We start from the raw sequence: 20157 nt of genomic DNA, 5'->3' as shown, positions 1-20157 counted from the left end.
AGGAATAGTAATGTCATTAATCAGTATGCATGGCGCATGGCTGTCGTTCAGCGACGCGCCGCTTCTCGATAACGCAGAACTGCATATCGAAGATAACGAACGTGTTTGTCTGGTGGGCCGTAACGGCGCAGGCAAATCGACGTTAATGAAAATCCTCAACCGTGAACAGGGGCTGGATGACGGTCGGATAATCTATGAGCAAGATTTGATCGTTGCGCGTTTGCAACAAGATCCGCCGCGTAACGTTGAGGGCAGCGTTTATGATTTCGTTGCCGAAGGCATCGAAGAACAGGCGGAATACCTGAAACGCTATCACGATATTTCGCGCCTGGTGATGAATGACCCGAGCGAGAAAAATCTCAATGAACTGGCGAAAGTCCAGGAGCAGCTTGATCACCATAATCTGTGGCAACTGGAAAACCGCATCAACGAAGTATTGGCACAGCTGGGATTAGACCCCAATGCTGCGCTGTCGTCACTTTCCGGCGGTTGGTTGCGTAAAGCGGCGTTGGGACGCGCGCTGGTGAGCAATCCGCGCGTGTTACTGCTCGACGAACCGACTAACCACCTGGATATCGAAACCATCGACTGGCTGGAAGGGTTCCTTAAAACCTTCAATGGGACGATTATTTTCATCTCCCACGACCGTTCGTTTATTCGCAATATGGCGACGCGCATTGTTGATCTCGATCGCGGCAAGCTGGTGACCTATCCAGGGAATTACGACCAGTACCTGCTGGAAAAAGAAGAAGCCCTGCGCGTGGAAGAGCTGCAAAACGCCGAGTTCGACCGCAAACTGGCGCAGGAAGAGGTATGGATCCGTCAGGGGATCAAAGCGCGTCGTACCCGTAACGAAGGTCGCGTGCGTGCATTGAAAGCGATGCGTCGTGAACGTAGCCAACGCCGGGAGGTAATGGGTACGGCGAAGATGCAGGTCGAAGAAGCCAGCCGCTCCGGTAAAATAGTCTTTGAAATGGAAGATGTTTGCTATCAGGTTGAGGGCAAACAACTGGTGAAAGACTTTTCCGCTCAGGTACAACGTGGCGACAAAATTGCGCTGATTGGCCCGAATGGCTGCGGTAAAACCACGCTGTTAAAACTGATGCTGGGGCAACTTCAGCCAGACAGCGGACGTATTCACGTTGGCACCAAACTTGAAGTGGCTTATTTCGATCAGCACCGCGCGGAACTGGATCCCGATAAAACGGTGATGGATAACCTTGCCGAAGGTAAGCAAGAGGTGATGGTTAACGGTAAACCACGCCACGTGCTGGGTTATTTGCAGGACTTCCTGTTCCATCCGAAACGGGCGATGACGCCGGTACGTGCGCTTTCTGGCGGGGAACGTAACCGTCTGCTGTTAGCACGTTTGTTCCTTAAGCCAAGCAATTTACTGATCCTCGACGAACCGACCAACGACCTTGACGTCGAAACGCTCGAACTGCTTGAAGAGCTAATCGACAGCTACCAGGGGACGGTGTTGTTAGTAAGCCACGATCGTCAGTTTGTCGATAACACTGTGACAGAATGCTGGATCTTTGAAGGCGGCGGCAAAATTGGTCGTTATGTTGGCGGTTATCATGATGCCCGTGGTCAGCAAGAACAGTATGTGGCGCTTAAACAGCCGGTGGTGAAAAAAACCGAAGAAGCGGCAGCGCCAAAAGCAGAAACTGTAAAACGCAACACTAGCAAACTAAGCTATAAATTGCAGCGCGAACTGGAACAGCTTCCGCAATTGCTTGAAGATCTGGAAGCGAAGCTGGAAGCCTTACAGGCGCAGGTGGCGGATGCCTCCTTCTTCAGCCAGTCTCATGAACATACGCAAAAAGTGCTCGCTGATCTGGCTGCTGCGGAGCAGGAGCTGGAGCAGGCTTTTGAACGCTGGGAGTATCTTGAAGCGTTAAAAAATGGTGGCTGATCGCAAAACAGTTGATTGATATAGAGGCTGATGACAAAGGTAAAATTGCCTGATGCGCTACGCTTATCAGGCATGGGGGAGATCATTTGTATTCTCTCAGACCGGTAAAGGCACCAATGCTGCATCCGGCATGAAAAAAGGACACTTTGTCAGCAATCTGTAGAATAGCGCATCATTAAGGAGTACCAATGTGCGAACATCATCATGCCGCGAAGCATATCTTGTGCTCGCAGTGTGACATGCTGGTGGCATTACCCCACCTTGAGCATGGTCAGAAAGCGGCATGTCCTCGGTGTGGCACAACGTTAACCGTTGCGTGGGACGCGCCCCGGCAGCGTCCTACCGCCTATGCGTTGGCCGCACTGTTCATGCTGTTGCTGTCCAACTTATTCCCTTTTGTGAATATGAACGTTGCAGGAGTTACCAGTGAAATTACATTACTGGAAATTCCGGGCGTGCTGTTTTCTGAGGACTACGCCAGCCTCGGCACCTTTTTCCTGTTGTTTGTGCAACTGGTTCCCGCGTTTTGTCTGATAACCATTCTGTTACTGGTGAATCGCGCGGAATTACCGGTCCGTTTAAAAGAGCAACTGGCACGGGTGCTTTTTCAACTCAAAACCTGGGGAATGGCGGAGATTTTCCTCGCGGGTGTGCTGGTCAGTTTCGTTAAACTGATGGCCTACGGCAGCATTGGTGTCGGCAGCAGCTTTCTCCCCTGGTGTTTATTTTGTGTCCTGCAACTGCGCGCCTTTCAGTGCGTTGATCGTCGCTGGTTGTGGGACGATATCGCCCCGATGCCAGAGCTACTTAAGCCGTTAAAACCGGGCATTACGGGTATCCGACAAGGATTGCGCTCTTGCTCTTGCTGTACGGCGATCCTTCCCGCCGATGAAACGGTGTGCCCGCGTTGCGGTACGAAAGGATACGTTCGGCGCAGAAATAGCCTGCAATGGACGCTGGCGCTGCTTGTTACGTCCATCATGCTGTATCTCCCGGCTAATCTTTTACCCATCATGGTGACTGATTTATTAGGCTCTAAGATGCCGTCAACGATTCTCGCCGGGGTCATCCTGTTGTGGAGTGAAGGCTCTTATCCTGTAGCTGCAGTTATCTTTTTAGCCAGTATCATGGTGCCAACGTTAAAGATGATCGCCATTGCATGGTTGTGCTGGGATGCCAAAGGGCACGGCAAGCGTGACAGCGAAAGAATGCATTTGATTTATGAAGTTGTTGAGTTTGTAGGCCGCTGGTCGATGATTGACGTTTTCGTGATTGCGGTGCTCTCGGCGCTGGTGCGTATGGGAGGTTTAATGAGTATTTATCCTGCAATGGGTGCGTTAATGTTTGCTTTAGTCGTCATAATGACAATGTTTTCTGCAATGACGTTTGATCCACGCTTGTCGTGGGATCGTCAACCTGAATCAGTGCATGAGGAGTCCTGACAGTATGGAATCTAATAATGGGGAAGCCAAAATCCAGAAAGTGAAGAACTGGTCTCCCGTGTGGATATTTCCTATCGTCACGGCGCTTATAGGGGCGTGGGTTCTTTTTTATCATTACAGCCATCAGGGACCGGAAGTTACCCTGATCACCGCGAATGCGGAAGGGATTGAGGGCGGCAAGACTACCATTAAAAGCCGTAGTGTTGACGTCGGCGTGGTCGAGAGCGCAACGCTAGCCGATGATTTGACGCACGTTGAAATCAAAGCGCGCCTGAACGCCGGTATGGAGAAGCTGCTGCATAAAGATACCGTCTTCTGGGTGGTAAAACCGCAGATAGGTCGAGAAGGTATTAGCGGCCTGGGCACACTGCTTTCCGGTGTGTATATCGAACTGCAACCGGGGGCGAAAGGCAGCAAACAGGCAAGTTATGATTTGCTCGATTCGCCACCGCTGGCACCGCCTGATGCGAAAGGTATTCGTGTGATTCTTGATAGCAAAAAAGCCGGACAACTCTCGCCGGGAGATCCGGTGCTGTTCCGTGGCTATCGGGTAGGTTCGGTTGAAACCAGCACCTTCGATACGCAAAAACGCAATATCAGCTATCAGCTGTTTATCAATGCACCTTATGACCGGTTGGTGACCGGCAATGTTCGCTTCTGGAAAGATAGTGGCATTGCGGTTGATCTGACGTCAGCGGGAATGCGCGTAGAGATGGGATCGTTGACAACGCTACTCAGCGGCGGCGTCAGCTTTGACGTGCCTGAAGGTCTGGATTTAGGGCAGCCTGTTGCGCCGAAAACCGCATTCGTTTTGTATGACGACCAGAAGAGCATTCAGGATTCGCTATACACCGATCACATTGACTATCTGATGTTCTTTAAAGATTCGGTACGTGGCCTGCAGCCTGGCGCTCCGGTAGAATTCCGGGGTATTCGCCTGGGTACAGTAAGTAAAGTACCTTTCTTTGCGCCGAATATGCGTCAGACATTTAATGATGATTACCGTATTCCGGTACTCATTCGCATTGAACCGGAACGGCTGAAAATGCAGCTTGGCGAAAATGCGGATGTCGTTAAGCACCTTGGAGAGTTGTTGAAACGTGGCTTGCGCGGATCGCTGAAGACCGGAAATCTGGTCACTGGTGCGCTCTATGTTGATCTCGATTTCTATCCAAATACGCCAGCGATAACCGGTATTCGTGAATTTAATGGTTATCAGATTATCCCGACCGTTAGCGGCGGTCTGGCGCAAATCCAGCAACGTCTGATGGAAGCATTAGATAAGATCAACAAGCTGCCGTTGAATCCGATGATTGAGCAGGCGACCAGTACGCTGTCTGAAAGCCAGCGCACGATGAAAAACCTGCAAACGACGCTGGATAGTATGAACAAGATCCTCGCCAGCCAGTCGATGCAGCAGTTGCCAACGGATATGCAGTCAACGTTGCGTGAGCTGAATCGCAGTATGCAGGGCTTCCAGCCAGGCTCCGCAGCCTACAACAAGATGGTAGCGGATATGCAGCGGCTTGATCAGGTGTTGCGTGAACTGCAACCGGTGCTGAAAACGCTTAACGAGAAGAGTAACGCGCTGGTATTTGAAGCGAAGGACAAAAAAGATCCAGAGCCGAAGAGGGCGAAACAATGAAAAAGTGGCTAGTGACGATTGCGGCACTGTGGCTGGCCGGATGCAGCTCCGGCGAGATCAATAAAAACTATTACCAGTTACCTGTTGTGCAGAGCGGTACGCAAAGTACCGCCAGCCAGGGCAATCGCCTGTTATGGGTAGAGCAAGTCGTTGTTCCAGACTATCTGGCGGGGAATGGGGTGGTTTATCAGACCAGTGATGTGAAGTATGTGATTGCCAACAACAACCTGTGGGCCAGCCCGCTGGATCAACAGTTGCGCAACACCCTGGTGGCGAATCTGAGTACGCAACTCCCCGGTTGGGTGGTTGCCTCCCAGCCTCTGGGAAGCGCACAGGACACGCTCAACGTAACCGTAACGGAGTTTAACGGTCGCTATGATGGCAAGGTCATTGTCAGCGGCGAGTGGTTGTTGAATCACCAGGGACAATTGATCAAACGACCGTTCCGTCTGGAAGGGGTGCAAAATCAGGATGGCTACGATGAAATGGTCAAAGTGCTGGCCAGTGTCTGGAGTCAGGAAGCCGCTGCTATTGCGCAAGAGATAAAGCGTCTACCTTAATTATAAATATTTGTAAATATAACCGTCTCCGGCATGTAGCCTGAGGCGGTTTTTTTGTTTAATTCACCGAGAAAAACTTGTTCCGCTTCACATTTTTTGTACAACCAACATGCCCGTGTGGCTCACAAATATGACAGTGGCGTGAATTTTGCGCATTGACGGCAGTTATGATTCGCGGTATTGCTTAACTGTGATTGCACATTTAGTAATCACTGTTTTCTTTTCCACCAGAAACCAGTATGAGGGAAACGAGGCATGAAGAGACAAAAACGAGATCGCCTGGAACGGGCACATCAACGTGGTTATCAGGCCGGCATCGCCGGACGCTCAAAAGAAATGTGTCCCTATCAGACGCTGAATCAAAGGTCACAATGGCTGGGAGGCTGGCGAGAAGCCATGGCGGACAGGGTAGTAATGGCCTGATTCTGTCTCTTTAAAAAGAAACCTCCGCAATGCGGAGGTTTCGCCTTTAATATGTAGCCTGATTTAAATCAGAATGCAGAAGTATCCTGGAACAGACCGACTTTCAGGTCGCTGGCGGTGTAGATCAGACGACCATCTACCAATACTTCGCCGTCTGCCAGACCCATGATCAAGCGACGGTTAACAATGCGTTTAAAGTGAATACGGTAGGTTACTTTTTTCGCGGTAGGTAGAACCTGACCAGTGAACTTCACTTCGCCTACACCCAGTGCGCGGCCTTTACCTTCGCCGCCCAGCCAGCCAAGGTAGAACCCTACCAGCTGCCACATCGCATCCAGACCCAGACATCCCGGCATTACCGGATCGCCGATGAAGTGGCAGCCGAAGAACCATAGGTCTGGATTGATATCCAGTTCTGCTTCGACATAGCCTTTGTCGAAGTTACCACCGGTCTCGGTCATTTTGACCACTCGATCCATCATCAGCATGTTTGGTGCTGGCAATTGCGGGCCTTTAGCGCCAAACAGTTCTCCGCGACCAGAGGCAAGAAGGTCTTCTTTTGTATAGGATTCGCGTTTATCTACCATGTTCTCTGTAAGCCTTATTTTAGTGAAGCACGCAGGATAGCTAACACCTGTACGCTGAACAAGTCCGATCAGTTCGGAATAAACCAGTTCAGCCAACGTAATGGCCATGGAAAACGGTGACGTCCTTCCTGTTGCGATGCTTGCGCAATACGTTCCTGGATAGTTTGCATCAGCGTTGTCTGGCCTTCACCATCCCACACAAGATTTAATAATAAAGGCAGTGCGTCAGTCACATCGTCTACTGCCCAGATGGTGAATTTGCCTTCCTCTACTGCTTTCACCAGTTCACTGTGAAGACTTAAATGGCGAACGTTAGCGGTGGGGATAATGACACCTTGTTTCCCCGTTAACTCACGTTGCTGACAAATAGCAAAGAAGCCTTCGATTTTCTCATTCAAACCACCGACCGGCTGGGCGCGACCGAACTGATCGACTGAACCTGTGATAGCGATACTCTGATTCACCGGCACATCGGCAAGGGCACTTATCAGGGCGCAGAGTTCCGCCATCGAGGCGCTATCGCCGTCCACTTCGCTATATGACTGCTCAAACGTCAGCGATGCTGAGAAAGGGATCTGTTGCTCAAGCTGAAGCTCCGACATCAGGAACGCCTGCATGATCATCATCCCTTTAGCGTGTATGTTGCCGCCAAGCTCGGCCTTGCGTTCGATATCGGTAAATTCGCCATCACCAATATGCACAACGCAGCTAATGCGAGAAGGTTCGCCAAAAGCGCGTGGATGACCCGGAAATTCAATGACCGAAAGGGCATTGATTTGCCCGATGCGTTCGCCTTCGGTTTCAATCAGGATCTGCTCCTGAAGGATCTCATCCTGCATTCGTTCGGCAAGGAAGCCTTCGCGCCATTCCCGTTGTTGTAGCATTAAGTTTAGCTGCTCGCCGGTAAAGCTATTGCCTTCGCACAAGGATGCGACCTCTTTACACTGGCGGAGGATCCACTGCGGGCTAAGCGGCAGTGTTTCTTGTTCACCGGTGTAGCGTGCTGCTTCGCGGATAAGTACCGGCCAGGCATCCGCTCCCGGTGCAGGTAAGTGGTTATGTCTGGCGGTAAATGTCACCCAGCGACACCACTGGTTTACTGACTCCGCATCGACAATCTGCAGAGTATCTTCAAATTCGCTATAAATAGCCTGCTCAGAAAGCTCTGGCTCCATCTCCTGGAAATCAGCCAATGATTCGCGTTCGCCTACCAGAATGACTTTCAGCTTCAGTGGCATCGAAGGCACAGAGACGGGGAGAGGGCGCGACTCATCAAACGCTACCCAGTCAAAACGCTCGCGGTTAACGATGTTTTTCAGCCGCATCCACAGCAGAGGTTGCGCCAGCAGAGTACGCAAAGAGATGATGAGAATACCGCCATTTGCCTGATGCACCAGGCCTGGCTGCAAGGTAATGTCGCCATTAAACTGGCGCAGGCAGCCAAAGAGTTGTTCTGCTTCTACCCAGTCGGCAGCGACAACCTGCGTTAAAGTCGCAAAATTATCATCTACGCTCACTGCGTTACTTAAGCGAATGGTGTGGTCGGAAACCTCATAGTGACCACCCACCAGTTGGCCTGCATCGCTTTGTAGCGCACGTGCGGCATCGGCAATAAGATTCAGATACTCAGACTCTTCCGGGGCCTTTGCCAGCATAAAAGAGGAGGATGCTCGCGTATGCAGCAGCTGCTCCAGCGCAAATTGCAGTCGCGGTTGAGTATCACTGAATAAAGGATCGTTTTCGTCAATCAAATGTGGCTGAGCAAATATTTCCTGATAGCTATCGGTATCAGGAACCAGGTCACGCCATGCAAGTTTCGTAATGGTCAAAGTTGATGTTTTTTAGTCTGTTGTCAAAGCCGCGATTATACCGTAACCGGCACTGCAGCACACGTAGAAAGCACCGACAATACTCCTTGCATGGGCGTTAAAGCTCACAGGATGGAGATTCTTTTCATCGCACAGTTAAAAAACTGATATTCTGTAAAGAGTTACACGGTAACATTGAGATCGCTATGAAATATCAACAACTTGAAAATCTGGAAAGCGGTTGGAAATGGAAGTATCTGGTGAAGAAACACCGTGAAGGGGAGCTAATTACCCGTTACGTAGAAGCCAGTGCCGCCCAGGAAGCCGTTGACGTGTTGCTATCGCTGGAAAATGAACCCGTGCTGGTAAATGGCTGGATTGACAAGCATATGAATCCAGAGCTGGTCAATCGCATGAAGCAGACTATTCGAGCCAGACGGAAACGCCATTTTAATGCGGAACATCAGTACACGCGTAAGAAATCAATCGATCTGGAATTTATTGTCTGGCAACGGCTGGCTGGTCTTGCACAGCGGCGCGGTAAAACACTTTCCGAAACGATTGTCCAGCTGATAGAAGATGCGGAAAACAAAGAGAAATATGCAAATAAAATGTCTTCTTTGAAGCAGGATTTGCAGGCTTTACTCGGAAAGGAATAACTTGCCAAGGTTATTTATTTTACTGAAGACGAAAAAAAACCCCGCATGAAGCGGGGTTTTTTACCAGACGAGAACTTAAGCCTGCGGCTGAGTTACAACGTCTTTGATGCCTTTAACTTCGATCTCTACGCGACGATCCGGAGCCAGGCAGTCAATCAGTGCAGCGCGTTGTTTCACGTTGTCACAGGTGTTGCCGGTAACCGGGTTGGATTCGCCCATACCACGTGCGGAGATCTTGTCAGACGGGATACCTTTAGAGATCAGGTAATCAACGACGGACTGAGCACGACGCTCGGACAGACCCTGGTTGTAAGCATCAGAACCGATGCGGTCAGTGTAACCCAGAACAACTACGGAACCGTCTTTCGGATCCAGGTTGCTCAGCTGGCTGTACAGCTGATCCAGAGCAGCCTGACCTTCCGGTTTCAGGGTTGCTTTGTTGAAGTTGAACAGAACGTCAGACTTCAGAGTGAAGTGCTTGGTCTGTACTTCCGGAGCTGGAGCCGGAGCCGGAGCAACTACCGGAGCTGCTTCGCCCTGACCGAAACGGTAGGAAACACCCAGGCTCAGCAGACCGTTGTCCGGACGAGTACCGATGGTGTGTGCGTCACCGATGTTGTTGGTCCACTGGTATTCCAGACGGGTAGCGATTTCAGGAGTGATCGCGTACTCAACACCACCTGCGAATACCGGAGAAACGCCGGTGTCGTGGTCTTTATAGGATGCGCCACCAGGTACGTTAGCCTTGGTGTCTGCACGCCATACCATACCACCCAGACGAGTGTAGATGTCCAGATCGTCAGTGATTGGGTAACCCAGTTTAGCGGTCAGCTGAACGCCCTGAGCTTTGTATGCGCCATTGATGTTGTCGCCTTTGTACGGCATACGACCTAACCAGTCGTAACCCATTTCAAAGCCAACATACGGGTTAACCTGGTAACCACCAAAAGCACCTGCACCCAGTTGGTTTTCGTGGGTCGGACCATTGTTAGGAATGAAACCAGTGTCATGGTACTGGGACCAGCCCAGTTTAGCACCAGTGTACCAGGTGTTATCTTTCGGAGCGGCCTGCGCTACGGTAGCGAAACCAGCCAGTGCCACTGCAATCGCGATAGCTGTCTTTTTCATTTTTTGCGCCTCGTTATCATCCAAAATACGCCATGAATATCTCCAACGAGATAACACGGTTAAATCCTTCACCGGGGATCTGCTCAATATTAACTCTACCGATATCTTCGGCTTATGCCGAGCACCCCTGGCGATGTAAAGTCTACAACGTAGTTGAAAACTTACAAGTGTGAACTCCGTCAGGCATATGAAAAAAAAGATTTGTATAAGGCGCGTTTAACCTTTTTTGTTAACGACACTTTACAGCATAAAATCGCGGAAACCGCTTCAGACAAGCCTCCGCAGGGAAAGTTAGCCATGAGTGAAATCATCAGACGGGCGATAAAAAAAGTTCCAGGATTAATCCTAAATTTACTTAATGATACAAATTAGAGTGAATCTTTACCCCGGAAAGTTGTCTCGTGGCGTGAGAGGTTGTGCTTACTGGACGCATAATAAACCCCATTGCGTTACCTTCATTAGCGGCATCCACAAGCTCTGCATGTTCTTCTTCTGTCAGATCATCTGCTAACCAACCGATCACCACGCTGTAATTTCCCGTGCGTAAAGCGCGAACCATTGATTCCACCGTGTGGCAAGGGGAAAGCTGGTTTATCTGCATCACTTTCGTTAAAGGTAGCCCAGCAGCCTGAACCCATTCACGACTCAGTTTTTGTTTTGGTGTTAACCATAGTTGCCAACGTGATTGCTGACCGAGTTGCTGCAACAATGGCAAAAGCAGCAGTTGCGTCATCATGGGCTGATCTTCGCGATAGACAACTTCACTAATTAGCCCAGCTGTAGTGTTTTCCGTGGAGACACGCGCAATTTTGCTTGCTGCGGATGAGAACAACGAAGAACGATGTGCATAGCCTGAAGTGTACATAATCAATCCAGCCCTGTGAGTTACTGTATGAATATACAGTACATCCAGTGGCAACAAAGATCAACCCTAATTTCGGAAAGAGCCTCGCAAATTTTGTCGTTCGTGACCTGAAAACTTAAATTAATCTTGCCCCTTGATAATAAGTTGCCTATTTTCGTATTTAACGGATCCGTTAATGTGAATCATTCTTTTATATTATGATTTTAAAAGGAATTTTATGAAAAGCCTCTCTTATAAGCGGATCTATAAGTCACAAGAATACCTGGCTACGCTGGGCACCATTGAATACCGATCATTGTTTGGTAGTTACAGTCTGACCGTTGATGACACGGTATTTGCAATGGTTTCTGATGGCGAGTTGTATCTTCGGGCTTGTGAACAAAGTGCACAATACTGTGTAAAACATCCGCCAGTATGGCTGACATATAAAAAGTGTGGGCGGTTTGTTACCCTCAATTACTACCGGGTCGATGAAAGCCTATGGCGAAATCAACAAAAGCTGGTGCGCCTGTCGAAATTTTCTCTGGACGCCGCGCTTCAAGAGAAAAGTACGCGCAATATCCGGCAACGGCTGAAAGATTTACCCAATATGTCTTACCATCTTGAGGCTATTCTCGGGGAAGTGGGGATTAAGGATGTACGGGCGTTACGTATTCTTGGGGCGAAAATGTGTTGGCTGCGACTGCGGCAACAAAACAGTCTGGTGACAGAAAAAATCTTATTTATGCTTGAAGGCGCAATTCTCGGTATTCATGAAGCTGCGCTCCCGGTAGCACGCCGCCAGGAGCTTGCAGAATGGGCAGATTCTCTTACGCCGAAACAGGAGTTTCCTGCGGAACTTGAGTAATTCTGCGCTGCAGACGACCAATTTCTGGTAGTAATGCAATCAATAATCCGACTTGCTGTACAACCAGAGGTTCTTTGCTGTCTGCCCGTGGTTCAAGTTGCTGCATCTGTTGTTTCAGGTCAGCTAATGCCTGATTGACGCGTTCCTCATCGGCAGGTTGATGATGTAGCGCGTCATCCACATAGCAAACTGCGTCATCAAGAAACGCCAGAATTTCAGGGTTAGTTAACTGCTCACGGTGTGCTCCGAGGGCAGAAATGTAACTGGTAAACGTATGGTTAAGGCAGAGTAACCGGAACGCGTCCTCGCGAATTTGCGGTGTGACATTCGGTTCGCTGGACATATTCGACACCACCGACGCCAGCTCTGCATCACGATTGTGTGCATCGCGACGAGCAATACGATATGCCAGACGGTTATCGCGCCCCTGGTGGTATTGTTCGAGAATAGCATCGAGATAACGGCAGTTAGCATCGGTTGCGCGCTCAAGCATTCGGGGCAGATTACGAAACCGCCAGTCTGGCCAGATGTAACTTACCGCTGCCCATGCAATGGCACATCCGATTAGCGTATCGATTACGCGAGGCAATGCCACTTCAAAACCTTCACCCAGCAAGTTAAAGCACAGTAGCACCAGAAGCGTAATGAACATCGTTGCATGAGCGTATTGCACGTTACGGAAGGCAAAAAAGAGAACACCGGTAATGACCAGCAGCACCAGTTGCCCTTCCAGTGACGGCACAAACCACAGCACAGGAATGCCAATCGCAATACCCACCAGCGTACCAATAATCCTTAATTTCAGGCGGTGGCGCGTGGCGTTATAGTTTGGCTGGCAGACAAACAAACTTGTCAGCAAGATCCAATACCCGTGATGCATCCCGGTTATCTGAATGATGGCGTAGCCGAAGCACAAGACCAGTGACATTCTTACCGCATGACGGAAGAGGGCGGATTCCGGCGTGAAGTGACGGCTAAGACGCAGCCAGATATCGCTCAACCCGTGCGGGCTGTCATCTGCGAGTTCATTTTCGTCATTATTATGGGGCAGTGCCTGAGCCTGTTCTGATTCAATTGTTGCCAGTTGGGCATCAATGGCACGTAAATTGTTCAGCAAAAATCCCAGTGTTTTGAGTAAATCGGCGGGCGCGCCGTTATCGCGCATTCGCTCCAGCGCAGCATCAATATGCGTAAAAGCGCGATCAAAATGCGGATCGTGTTGATAAGGCTGACGCAGCAAAATACAGCGTGACAGTTGCTGGCAGGCCTGTCCCTGCATTGACATCAGTCGCTGGAAACGGAACAGCACGTCGCTGTGGCGAAAATGTTCCCGCAACGTTTGATACTGAATATGGGAAGAGCTGGCACGTTCGTGGATATCCTGCGCCACAAAGTAGTAATGCAATGTGCGACGTGTTCCCCGCTGACCACGATCGCCGCGTAGGCGAGTCAGCAACGAGAGTTTCGTCTGATTCAGTGTCGCCATCAGTTGCCCGTTGGCGAGAGCCAAATCGTACAGCGGTGCCTGGCTTTCATCCTCTATATCAGGATCGAACATGCGTGATTTCAGTTCCAGATAACGCGCCAGTTGTTCATAGCAACGCGCCAGATTGTCCTGCAATGGGCGGACAGGGAACAGTAGATGACCAATAAGCGTCAGAACGTTGTACCAGACGGCACCAGCAAGCAGATACATCGGCTGCTGATACCAGTGCTCATAGAGAGACGTCCCCAGCATGGTGTAAATGGCGATCAGCAACGCACCAAAGGCGATTGTTGCATAGCGTTGACCCAAACCGCCAAGCAAAATGAAACCGCTGGTGGAGAGCGTTAAGCCAATGGCAAATAACCAGGGCCAGGGGAAAAGGAGTTCTACCGAGGCCGAGGCAATAAAAAAGCAGAACAGCGTAATGATGAGGTTACGCAGACGCCCAGCCAGTCGGTCGTCGAGATCGGTTAGCGCCGCTGCCACCATTCCCAGTGTCAGCGGAATCGTCAGTTTTACATCACCCAGCCACCACGGAAACGCTGTGGTTCCACAAAGCGCAATAAAAATACGCGCGTAATACAGCCAGGCGCTGTTCCAGGTATAGCGTTTGAGCAAAGGACTTAGCATAAAAGCCATAATGTTAGATTATTCAAAACGACGTCGCGCATTGGCTTCACGCGCAGCACGAGCTGTTTCCACAGAAACTACGCGGCGACCGACTGGCCACAGTGCAATAGCGGCAATTTTAAAATTCGCAATGCCAACCGGAATGCCAATGATGGAAATGCATTGTGCGATACCTGTCGCAATGTGCATCAGGCATAACCACCAGCCAAAGAAAATCAGCCAGAAAATATTCAGTACCGTACCGCCAGTATTCAGCAGTACATTTTTACCTGCCGGATTCAGTTCATCGACATGAATGGCCTCATTGCCGTAAGGCACCAGAGACAGTTTGGTGATCTCCCAGCAGGATCGTGTCAGCGGTAAGGTAAAAATCAGCACAATACTGACCAGGGTTGCCAACAGCCAGCCCAGAGTGGTGGCAAATCCGCCAAGCACAAAGTTCAGAATGTTCAAAACGGTACGCATAAAACCTCGCTTTACTGTGGTTTTCAGTAATGGGCGGCAATTGTAACGTTTTTTTGGGCTGGAGCACGTTTTCTCTGACGGTTACACTGATAAGAAATAACATCGTGTGGATCTACAGAGTCATGGAACTGAAAGCGACAACTCTTGGCAAACGTCTGGCACAGCACCCTTATGATCGGGCGGTGATCCTCAATGCCGGGATAAAAGTCTCCGGCGATCGTCACGAATATCTCATTCCTTTCAATCAATTACTGGCAATTCACTGCAAGCGCGGTCTGGTATGGGGTGAGCTGGAATTTGTACTGCCTGATGAAAAAGTAGTGCGTCTGCACGGCACCGAATGGGGTGAGACGCAGCGTTTTCACCGCCATCTTGATGCTCACTGGCGGCGCTGGAGCGAGGAGATGAGCGAAATTGCGGCTGGCGTATTACAGCAGCAATTGGATCTTATCGCCGCACGCACCAACGATAATAAATGGCTGACGCGGGAGCAAACTTCTGGCGTGCAGCAACAAATCCGCCAGGCTTTGTCGGCGTTGCCGTTGCCAGTTAATCGACTGGAAGAATTCGATAACTGCCGTGAGGCGTGGCGCAAATGTCAGGCCTGGTTGAAAGATATTGAAGGCGCTCGGTTGCAGCATAATCAGGCGTATACCGAAACCATGCTTAATGAGTATGCGGATTTTTTCCGTCAGGTTGAATCTTCACCTCTTAATCCGGCGCAGGCTCGGGCAGTCGTTAATGGCGAACATTCTCTGTTAGTGCTGGCAGGCGCAGGAAGCGGTAAAACATCGGTGCTGGTAGCGCGTGCAGGCTGGTTGCTGGCGCGTGGTGAAGCGTCCCCTGAGCAAATTTTATTGCTGGCGTTTGGTCGCAAAGCCGCTGAAGAGATGGACGAGCGTATTCGCGACCGGCTACATACCGAAGACATTACCGCACGCACGTTTCATTCACTGGCGCTACATATTATTCAGCAATGTAGCAAAAAAGTACCCACAGTCAGCAAACTGGAAAATGACACCGCTGCCCGACATGAACTCTTTATTGCTGAGTGGCGCAAGCAATGCAGCGAGAAGAAAGCGCAGGCGAAGGGCTGGCGGCAATGGCTGACGGAAGAAATGCAGTGGTCAGTGCCAGAAGGTAACTTCTGGGATGATGAAAAATTACAGCGTCGTCTTGCCTCACGCCTCGATCGCTGGGTAAGTCTGATGCGGATGCACGGCGGTGCACAGGCAGAAATGATTGCCAGCGCGCCCGAAGAGATTCGCGATCTGTTCAGTAAACGTATCAAGTTGATGGCCCCGTTATTAAAAGCCTGGAAAGGTGCGCTGAAGGCAGAAAACGCCGTCGATTTTTCGGGCCTTATTCACCAGGCGATTGTGATTCTGGAGAAAGGTCGCTTTATCAGCCCCTGGAAGCATATTCTGGTTGATGAATTTCAGGATATCTCGCCGCAGCGCGCAGCGTTGTTAGCGGCATTACGCAAGCAAAACAGCCAGACGACGTTGTTTGCCGTTGGCGATGACTGGCAGGCGATTTACCGCTTCAGTGGCGCGCAAATGTCGCTCACCACGGCTTTCCATGAAAACTTTGGTGAAGGCGATCGCTGTGATTTAGACACGACTTACCGTTTTAACAGTCGTATCGGTGAGGTGGCAAACCGGTTTATTCAGCAGAACCCAGGCCAGCTGAAAAAGCCGCTAAATAGCTTAACCAATGGAGACAAAAAAGCCGTCACGTTATTGGATGAGAGCCAGCTTGACGCTTTGCTGGATAAGCTCTCTGGTTATGCCAAACCGGAAGAGCGCATTCTGGTTCTGGCGCGTTATCACCACATGAGGCCTGCCAGCCTGGAAAAAGCGGCAACACGCTGGCCGAAGTTGCAAATCGACTTTATGACTATTCATGCCAGCAAAGGGCAACAGGCGGATTACGTCATCATCGTTGGCTTGCAGGAGGGGAGTGATGGTTTTCCGGCTGCGGCGCGGGAGTCGATTATGGAAGAGGCGCTACTGCCACCGGTTGAGGATTTCCCGGACGCTGAAGAACGGCGGTTAATGTACGTGGCGCTGACCCGCGCACGCCATCGGGTATGGGCACTGTTTAACAAAGAGAATCCCTCTCCCTTTGTGGAAATACTGAAAAATCTGGATGTGCCGGTGGCGAGAAAACCGTAAGAAACAGGTGGCGTTTGCCACCTGTGCAATATTACTTCAGGCGTTCTGCGAGATAACGCTGATAATCGGGGATCAGAATATCGACCGCGTCGTTGAAATGCGGCGACTGGATGATGAAATCTGCCGTTGCCACGTTGGTAGCGACCGGAATGTTCCACACCGTCGCCAGTCGCAGTAACGCTTTCACGTCAGGATCGTGCGGTACGGCGTTTAATGGATCCCAGAAGAAAATCAGCACATCAATTTTTCCTTCCGAAATCAGTGCGCCCACCTGCTGGTCACCGCCCATTGGGCCGCTCAACATGGCGTTAACATTCATACCGGTAGCGCGGGAAATTAAGTTACCCGTGGTGCCCGTCGCATAAAGCTCGTGCTGTTCCAGTAATGGTTGATGCCGTTCCACCCAGCTCATGAGCATTTGTTTACAGTGATCGTGTGCCACCAGCGCAATATGTTTCCGCGCTGGTAAAGTGCGAGTCGTCAGTTCCATAATTTACATCCATAGTTAACTTTCCTACAGATTACTGTAAGCACTTATCGCTGCAAGATAAAGACCGAAAAAGCCTGCGCACAGGCACAAAAATCTCAGGAAGATGGTTGTTTTTTCGCCCATTGCAGGAAGTTATTGCGCGTTTGCGGATCTGCCAGTTTAAACCAATACTTCAGCCGTTGTTCAGTGAGCACTTGGGACTGTGGTGGGATGGCATCCAGTTCGGAAACACCAGAGAGCAGTGTACTGTCATCTGCCATCATGGTGGCAAATTGCGGTAGAGAAGCGCGTTTCGCGGATTTGTTATAACGCTCGACCTCGACTTCATAATCAATCGTTTTTGCGGTTGAAGTAATAGCCAGAATATCCAGCTTTACCGGAATCGGCGTCGCATCGCCATCTAACAATTCAAGGCGCGGCGTTGTGTCGAAATGATTGGCTTCCCGTTCATTCTCCAGGCGTGGCAGGCGAAAGTTCACCTGGCTAATGAGCTGTGTATTAAAACTGACGACCAGCGGCGGGGAGATATAAAGCCGTTCTTCACTACTGGAAAGATGGATAGTCTTCTCGACGCGAAACACTAACTGATGCGGTCCATTATCCAGTTCAATGCTATCCGCTCCGCGTAACAGAGAGCTTGAAACCTTTTTGCCGTCGAGTACCAGAAGATCAATATCGCTGGACAGCCGTAGCGTGGTGGCAAAAACGGATACCGGCAAACATAATGCAATCAAGGTGGTCAAAATGCCGGTTTTCATAGATAGCTCCTGTCTAATGACCGCCTGAATAATAATGTATCAAAATTTTTCTTTAATCATACTTACTAACATATAGACATGTTTTCCGCTTTTGCTCTCATTCATTCGTATTAGCTGCATGGTTGGTATGTTGGGATTGTCGTACACTTTGATAAATAGTCTGGAGGAAATGATGAAAGAGACCGATATTGCAGCCATTTTAACGTCCACTCATACCATTGCGCTGGTAGGGGCAAGTGATAAACCCGACCGTCCAAGTTATCGCGTGATGAAATACTTGCTTGATCAGGGCTATCACGTTATTCCGGTCTCACCTAAAGTCGCCGGTAAAACGCTGCTGGGTCAGCAGGGCTACGGCACGCTGGCAGAGGTTCCGGAAAAAGTCGATATGGTCGATGTTTTCCGTAATTCGGAAGCCGCGTGGGGCGTGGCGCAGGAAGCTATCGCCATTGGTGCGAAAACCTTATGGATGCAGCTAGGGGTGATTAATGAGCAAGCGGCTGTACTGGCACGTGATGCCGGGTTACAGGTAGTCATGGATCGCTGCCCGGCAATTGAGATCCCTCGCTTGGGGCTGGCTAAATAAAAAATACCCGGAAGGTTTTTGCCTTCCGGGTATTTGTATGAGGGTTAGTTACGCAGACGCGGCGCCTGGAGTTGTTTGCGGATGGTCTGCGCCAGCTCATCCATGGATGGCTGTTCAGGATGTTCATCCTGCAATTCGCTACTTAGCTGGGCTTCAGCCAGGTAGGTATGAACCGGTAGGCCGTTGTCATCCTCCATCACCACGTGATACCACGGAGCGGCGCGAAGCTCATCGTTCACCGCCAGCTCATCAGGCGACGGTTCAGAGAGCGAATAAACCGGGTCGATATCCACGACCACTCCGAGATAACCTAACAGGGAATGGCGGACCTGCTGGCCGATACCGAATTTGCTGGCAATCATAGTCACCTCCCGGGAAATCTTCACCTTTGATATAAGGGTAAAATTCCACATTTCAAGTTACATGACGCGACAGGCAAACCCTTTCAGATATAGCCCTTCCGGGTAGGTAGCGATCACCGGATGATCGGCTGCCTGACGGAACTGCTCTATAAATTGTATATCACGACCGGCATCAATTGCGGCATCCGCGATGATTTTCTGAAATAAATCGCTGGTCATCAGGCCTGAACAGGAGAACGTCAGGAGAACACCGCCCTCATTCAGTAACTGAATCGCCAGCATGTTGATGTCTTTATAGCCCCGGCAGGCGCCCATCAACTGGCTTTTGTTCTCAACAAACTTCGGCGGATCCATCACGATAACGTCAAATTTCTCCCCGCGATCGCGATAAGTTCGCAGCAATTTAAAGACGTCATCACGCACGAACTCTGCCTTGCTCAGATCCAGTTTGTTCAGCTCAACGTTCTGCCGTGCAATGTCCAGTGCTTCCTGGGAGGTATCAACGCTAACAACGTTGCTGCAACCGCCCATTAATGCCGATACCGCGAAACCACCGGTATAGGAGAAACAGTTCAGTACGCGTTTATTTTCAACGTAGCGGCGGGTTGCCAGGCGGCTGTCACGCTGATCCAGGTAGTAGCCCGTTTTGTGCCCGTGCTGAATGTCCACCAGCAGCTTCATACCGTGTTCTTCAATCGGCAGCAGGGCAGGCGGCAACTCGCCGGTGATGGGGCCCTGGGTCAGCTCCATCCCTTCTTTTTTACGTACCGCGACGTCGCTGCGATCGTAAATCGCACATTCCGGGTATAGCGTTTGCAGGGCGCTGATCAATGCCGCCCGCTGATATTCTGCGCCAGCACTCAGCAGTTGCAGCACCAGAAAATTACCGAAACGATCGATAGTTATACCCGGCAGGCCATCAGACTCACCGGCAATTAAACGATAGCTATCGAGACCATCTTTTTGCGCCAGCCAGTCGCGCCACTTTTGCGCCTGTTGTAAGCGTCGGGTGAAAAAGGCAATGTCGATGGATTCCGAAGGATCGAAAGTCCAGACGCGAGCGCGGATTTGCGAAGCCGGCGAATAAGCGCCGCGTGCTAACCATTTTCCCTGATGATCAACAATATCGATGGTTTCACCGAGGCTGGCTTTACCTTCCATGCGGGCAACGGCCCCGGAAAAGACCCACGGATGGCGACGAAGTAATGATTTTTCGCGCCCTTTGGCTAACACTAAACGTACACTCATAATTTACTATTCTGTCGATGCAAAGAAATGGGCGCCATTGTCCGGAGTTTTCCATGGATTTGCAACGCAGCTA

General features: G+C 50.4%; 19 protein-coding genes. 9 read left to right on the top strand and 10 right to left on the bottom strand.

What is annotated here, in order from left to right:
• Window positions 1-10: 10 nt before the first annotated feature.
• The 5 genes from FC814_RS00640 to rmf all read left to right on the top strand — a co-directional run bounded on the left by FC814_RS00640 (window position 11) and on the right by rmf (window position 5988).
• Window positions 11-1918 carry an ABC transporter ATP-binding protein gene (locus FC814_RS00640; RefSeq protein WP_000053066.1) on the top strand — a complete coding sequence of 636 codons (1908 nt, stop codon included), beginning with the start codon at window positions 11-13 and terminating at the stop codon, window positions 1916-1918.
• Between the two features lie 188 nt (window positions 1919-2106).
• Window positions 2107-3360 carry a membrane integrity-associated transporter subunit PqiA gene (gene pqiA / locus FC814_RS00635; protein ID WP_000333155.1) on the top strand — a complete coding sequence of 418 codons (1254 nt, stop codon included), beginning with the start codon at window positions 2107-2109 and terminating at the stop codon, window positions 3358-3360.
• Window positions 3361-3364: 4 nt separating this feature from the next.
• Complete coding sequence (gene pqiB, locus FC814_RS00630; RefSeq protein WP_000445527.1) at window positions 3365-5005, top strand: intermembrane transport protein PqiB; 1641 nt, start codon at window positions 3365-3367, stop codon at window positions 5003-5005.
• On the top strand, window positions 5002-5565 hold the full coding sequence (gene pqiC / locus FC814_RS00625) for a membrane integrity-associated transporter subunit PqiC (protein ID WP_000759125.1): 564 nt from the start codon (window positions 5002-5004) through the stop codon (window positions 5563-5565). Before pqiB ends, pqiC begins: the two co-directional genes overlap by 4 nt.
• A gap of 255 nt (window positions 5566-5820) precedes the next feature.
• Entirely contained in the window at window positions 5821-5988 is a 168-nt protein-coding gene (gene rmf / locus FC814_RS00620) for a ribosome modulation factor (RefSeq protein ID WP_000828648.1), read from the top strand.
• Between the two features lie 68 nt (window positions 5989-6056).
• On the opposite strand, the gene fabA is transcribed toward rmf, so the two are convergent.
• Both fabA and FC814_RS00610 read right to left on the bottom strand, forming a co-directional pair.
• On the bottom strand, window positions 6057-6575 hold the full coding sequence (gene fabA / locus FC814_RS00615; RefSeq protein ID WP_000227927.1) for a bifunctional 3-hydroxydecanoyl-ACP dehydratase/trans-2-decenoyl-ACP isomerase: 519 nt from the start codon (window positions 6573-6575) through the stop codon (window positions 6057-6059).
• A gap of 68 nt (window positions 6576-6643) precedes the next feature.
• Window positions 6644-8404 (bottom strand): Lon protease family protein, encoded by a 1761-nt coding sequence (locus FC814_RS00610; protein ID WP_137325362.1) that lies wholly within the window; start codon window positions 8402-8404, stop codon window positions 6644-6646.
• Window positions 8405-8589: 185 nt separating this feature from the next.
• On the opposite strand from FC814_RS00610, the gene matP reads away from it, so the two are divergent.
• Window positions 8590-9042: a macrodomain Ter protein MatP gene (gene matP, locus FC814_RS00605; RefSeq protein WP_000877169.1), complete on the top strand. Its 453-nt coding sequence runs from the start codon at window positions 8590-8592 to the stop codon at window positions 9040-9042.
• Window positions 9043-9117: 75 nt separating this feature from the next.
• Here the strand turns inward: matP and ompA are convergent, their stop codons facing one another.
• Together ompA and sulA are read right to left on the bottom strand one after the other, a co-directional pair.
• Entirely contained in the window at window positions 9118-10170 is a 1053-nt protein-coding gene (ompA, locus tag FC814_RS00600) for a porin OmpA (RefSeq protein ID WP_024165063.1), read from the bottom strand.
• Window positions 10171-10525: 355 nt separating this feature from the next.
• Window positions 10526-11035 (bottom strand): SOS-induced cell division inhibitor SulA, encoded by a 510-nt coding sequence (sulA, locus tag FC814_RS00595; protein WP_000288697.1) that lies wholly within the window; start codon window positions 11033-11035, stop codon window positions 10526-10528.
• A gap of 217 nt (window positions 11036-11252) precedes the next feature.
• Here sulA and sxy point away from each other — a divergent pair, with 217 nt between their 5' ends.
• A complete protein-coding gene (sxy, locus tag FC814_RS00590) occupies window positions 11253-11882 on the top strand; it encodes a CRP-S regulon transcriptional coactivator Sxy (RefSeq protein ID WP_000839139.1) in 630 nt (209 codons plus the stop codon).
• Here the strand turns inward: sxy and yccS are convergent.
• Both yccS and FC814_RS00580 read right to left on the bottom strand, forming a co-directional pair.
• Window positions 11845-14007: a YccS family putative transporter gene (yccS, locus tag FC814_RS00585; RefSeq protein WP_000875031.1), complete on the bottom strand. Its 2163-nt coding sequence runs from the start codon at window positions 14005-14007 to the stop codon at window positions 11845-11847. The two genes, sxy and yccS, sit on opposite strands and share 38 nt — an antisense overlap.
• Before the next feature lie 9 nt (window positions 14008-14016).
• A complete protein-coding gene (locus tag FC814_RS00580) occupies window positions 14017-14463 on the bottom strand; it encodes a YccF domain-containing protein (protein ID WP_001261238.1) in 447 nt (148 codons plus the stop codon).
• A 122-nt stretch (window positions 14464-14585) separates the two neighbouring features.
• On the opposite strand from FC814_RS00580, the gene helD reads away from it, so the two are divergent.
• Complete coding sequence (gene helD, locus FC814_RS00575) at window positions 14586-16640, top strand: DNA helicase IV (protein ID WP_137325391.1); 2055 nt, start codon at window positions 14586-14588, stop codon at window positions 16638-16640.
• A gap of 31 nt (window positions 16641-16671) precedes the next feature.
• Here helD and mgsA read toward each other — a convergent pair whose 3' ends face one another.
• Both mgsA and FC814_RS00565 read right to left on the bottom strand, forming a co-directional pair.
• Window positions 16672-17130 (bottom strand): methylglyoxal synthase, encoded by a 459-nt coding sequence (gene mgsA / locus FC814_RS00570; protein ID WP_000424180.1) that lies wholly within the window; start codon window positions 17128-17130, stop codon window positions 16672-16674.
• A 95-nt stretch (window positions 17131-17225) separates the two neighbouring features.
• Window positions 17226-17888, bottom strand: a complete 663-nt coding sequence (locus tag FC814_RS00565; RefSeq protein WP_137325361.1) for a DUF2057 family protein — start codon at window positions 17886-17888, stop codon at window positions 17226-17228.
• A 172-nt stretch (window positions 17889-18060) separates the two neighbouring features.
• Between FC814_RS00565 and FC814_RS00560 the strand changes: the two genes are divergently transcribed.
• Window positions 18061-18474: a CoA-binding protein gene (locus FC814_RS00560; RefSeq protein ID WP_010348869.1), complete on the top strand. Its 414-nt coding sequence runs from the start codon at window positions 18061-18063 to the stop codon at window positions 18472-18474.
• Window positions 18475-18518: 44 nt separating this feature from the next.
• On the opposite strand, the gene hspQ is transcribed toward FC814_RS00560, so the two are convergent.
• Window positions 18519-18836: a heat shock protein HspQ gene (hspQ, locus tag FC814_RS00555; RefSeq protein ID WP_001295356.1), complete on the bottom strand. Its 318-nt coding sequence runs from the start codon at window positions 18834-18836 to the stop codon at window positions 18519-18521.
• A 57-nt stretch (window positions 18837-18893) separates the two neighbouring features.
• Window positions 18894-20084, bottom strand: coding sequence for a 23S rRNA (cytosine(1962)-C(5))-methyltransferase RlmI (gene rlmI, locus FC814_RS00550; RefSeq protein ID WP_105289670.1), 1191 nt, complete (start codon window positions 20082-20084; stop codon window positions 18894-18896).
• Window positions 20085-20157 lie beyond the last annotated feature (73 nt).

Source organism: Escherichia sp. MR, assembly GCF_005280595.1.
In the GTDB taxonomy this organism is placed as follows: domain Bacteria; phylum Pseudomonadota; class Gammaproteobacteria; order Enterobacterales; family Enterobacteriaceae; genus Escherichia; species Escherichia ruysiae.
This window is presented reverse-complemented; position numbering and strand designations above follow the sequence as displayed.